The organism is Stenotrophomonas geniculata ATCC 19374 = JCM 13324 (assembly GCF_001431625.1).
In the GTDB taxonomy this organism is placed as follows: Bacteria; Pseudomonadota; Gammaproteobacteria; order Xanthomonadales; family Xanthomonadaceae; genus Stenotrophomonas; species Stenotrophomonas geniculata.
On sequence record NZ_LLXT01000029.1, the window covers coordinates 1 to 2,006 of the forward strand.

Here is a 2,006-nt window from a genome sequence, read left to right on the forward strand (position 1 = left end):
GCATCCACCAGCAATGCACGAGCGTACAGGCCAAAGCGCGGATCGGCCTGGCGCACCGGGTCGATCTTCGCTTCGCCGGTGAGCGCAATCTCACCGAAGGTGTCGTTGATCAGCGACAGCGTCTCCGAGGCCGGGAAGGTGACGCGGTGCACCTCGCCGCGGAAGCGCATGGTGGTGCCATCAACACTGTTGACGCCGTCGAAGAGCACGTAGTACTCGGACTTGGTGCTTTCGAAGACCTTCACCAGGCTGTGCGCAGCGTACTCGTAGGTCTTGGCCACCACTGCCGTCTTGTCGGTGAGGAAGGTGACGATGCCGGTGGTCAGGTTGACGGTGTAGTCGGTGTCCAGCACCAACGGCGCGGCTGGGGTGCCGCCCTCCAGAACCAGTGCACTGATCGCCGCATACTCCAGCGCGACCACATCGCCCGGCTTGACCGTACCAATGGCCTCGTTGGCTGCTGAGCCGGCAGCCAGCTCCATGCGGGTGCCGTCCGTGGCCAGCGCCAGGTGATCGGTGTTGAGCTGGCCCAGGGTCAGATTGACGCCGAGGTTGCGCTCGGTGGTCATGGTAGCGCCGACACCGCGCACACCGGACCAGCTTTCCTTCTTGGTTTCACGAGTGCTGGACATGGTCAGCTCGAGGACGCTGGCGTCATACGCCCAACGCGCCGGTGCGCGGCTGCCGTCGGCATTGCGCAGGCCCAGGTACACACGACCCTGCAGGGAGAAATACTCGGTATCGGACATGGCTTACTTCGCCTCCTGGGCGATGGCAGGAGTCGCCTGGCCGTTGGCCTTGCGCGACGGATTGGGGGAAGAGTCGGCGTCGGGAGCGTCGATGAAGCCGCGCTCAACCGCCCAGGGCACCAGGTCGGCAGGAAGCTCCACCGTTTCGCCTTCCGCAATGGGCTTGCTCGCAAGCGTCAGGCCCGCCTTCTTGATCGTGTGCTTCTGAGTGGTCTGGGTAGTCATCGCGGAATCTCGGGTTGAAGAACGGCTTGGGTCTTCCATACGTCGACCCACAGGGCGGTGGCAGCGTCGTAGTCCTCGAGGTTGCCCTCGATGAGCTGGCAGGCACGGCCACCAGGAATGGGCGGTGTCCAGCCCAGCAGCGGCTGACGAACCTTGCCCAGCAGCAGGCGCAGCTCATCGATCACCTGCGCCCCACGCTGCTCGCGGTAGTTGCGGCAGACGGTCACCACCGCGAAGTTCACTTCGACCAACTGCGCCAGGCGCGACTGCTGGCCGGGGATCGAAACGCCGGTTTTGGTCTCCAGCGGCATCTCCCGGGCCAGCAGCACGTAGCAGCACGGCGCGGGGAAGTCGCGCAGCGCTGTAACGGCGGCGTAGTCGGCGCTGCCCTGCACCTGGCGCAGCTCCTTCTCGCTGACGCCCTGTCGGATGCGATCGCGCACCAGGCCAGTGTCGAAGGGCTGGGTGCTCACCGGCCGTAGTCCTGCAGGGTTCGATGGCTGAACTCTCGCGGTGGTGCACAGACCTCCGGTGCACCGCCGCTGGGCGCAGGCAGCGGGTCATCGGCGCCGAGGCTGAACTTGCCATCGCGCACCAGCTCCAGAAAGCGCAGCGCTTCCTTGTAGTCGCGCACCACCGGATCGGTGCGTTCCTCGGTGTTGACCCGGTCCTTGTGCAGCAGGTAGCGCGCAATCCATCGGGCCCAGGTGGACACGATCCCCGGTACCGGCGCTGGCAGCGGTACCGGATAGGGCTTGGGCTTGCGCATGACCAGGTAGCCGTTGATCACGCCATCGGCATCGTCCAGGGCGCTCTGCACGTGCGCGGCCGCCTCATCGGCGATCGCCACGTCGGCCGGGTCGAATGCGCTGCGATCGCTGCCGAGCAGCGTGGCATCCATCAGCGCATCGTCCACAACCGGATAGCGCTCCGGCGTGGCCACCTGCGCCAGCTCCTGGGCGAGCTTGGCCGCCGACAGCAGTGCGAGCGTGCAGTAGGACATGACGGCCGGTTACTCCAGCTCTTCCGGGG

At 66.1% G+C, this 2,006-nt stretch carries 4 protein-coding genes; all 4 read right to left on the reverse strand.

Translation table 11 applies throughout. The annotated features are described in order from the left end of the window. Positions 1 to 749 (reverse strand): phage tail tube protein (locus ARC63_RS01765; RefSeq protein ID WP_057502377.1); only part of this gene is annotated, 749 nt, incomplete at its 3' end. 3 nt (positions 750 to 752) lie between these two features. Continuing rightward, a complete protein-coding gene (locus ARC63_RS01770; RefSeq protein WP_049403053.1) occupies positions 753 to 974 on the reverse strand; it encodes a hypothetical protein in 222 nt (73 codons plus the stop codon). Next, the gene (locus ARC63_RS01775) at positions 971 to 1,447 is read right to left on the reverse strand and encodes a phage tail terminator protein (RefSeq protein ID WP_064968315.1); all 477 of its coding nucleotides are present in this window, start codon (positions 1,445 to 1,447) and stop codon (positions 971 to 973) included. The genes ARC63_RS01770 and ARC63_RS01775 overlap by 4 nt, the downstream gene beginning before the upstream one ends. After that, a complete protein-coding gene (locus ARC63_RS01780; protein ID WP_049449826.1) occupies positions 1,444 to 1,977 on the reverse strand; it encodes a gp436 family protein in 534 nt (177 codons plus the stop codon). The genes ARC63_RS01775 and ARC63_RS01780 overlap by 4 nt, the downstream gene beginning before the upstream one ends. Positions 1,978 to 2,006: the final 29 nt, after the last annotated feature.